Raw genomic sequence first — 532 nt, 5'->3', positions numbered from 1 at the left:
TGGCAAACCGATTATCGGTCACTTCGCTTGAAAACCAAAGACGCTGCCATCCTTTGATGGTGATGGATGACCATTCCCGGTTCAACCTAAGCTGCCATGCTCAATACGGGGAAACCTTCGGCGATACGATACCGGTAATGAGAAAAATATTTCTGGAATATGGTATGCCAAAGGTAATTCTGTGCGACAATGGCAATCCATGGGGAACGGTCCAAAGCACCGGATTCACCAAGTATGAAGTATGGATGATGGAACGGGGCGTCCTGGTAATTCATGGAAGGATTAAACATCCTCAGACACAGGGCAAGCAGGAACGGATGAATCAGACGTTCCGGAAGGGATGCATACAAGGTCCGTTGTACAAGAATCTGCGGGATGCCCAATCCCATTTCGATGCTTTCGGGATTTTACAACAACAGACGGCCGCATACATCGCTTACGTTAGAAACTCCGGCATCGCAGTACACATCCAGCCTAAGGAAATATCCCCGCAGGATTCGTTCCTGGGACTACGGTGAAGGCCTTGAATTGA

1 protein-coding gene is annotated in these 532 nt (G+C 48.7%); it reads left to right on the top strand.

Features of this window, described 5'->3' with window-relative positions; all coding sequences use genetic code 11:
• A partial coding sequence (locus NM10_RS12750; protein ID WP_239639749.1) for an integrase core domain-containing protein occupies positions 1 to 518 on the top strand: 518 nt, incomplete at its 5' end.
• Positions 519 to 532: the final 14 nt, after the last annotated feature.

Origin of the sequence: Megasphaera sp. NM10 (assembly GCF_000417505.1) — a bacterium.
In the GTDB taxonomy this organism is placed as follows: domain Bacteria; phylum Bacillota; class Negativicutes; order Veillonellales; family Megasphaeraceae; genus Megasphaera; species Megasphaera intestinihominis.
This window is presented reverse-complemented; position numbering and strand designations above follow the sequence as displayed.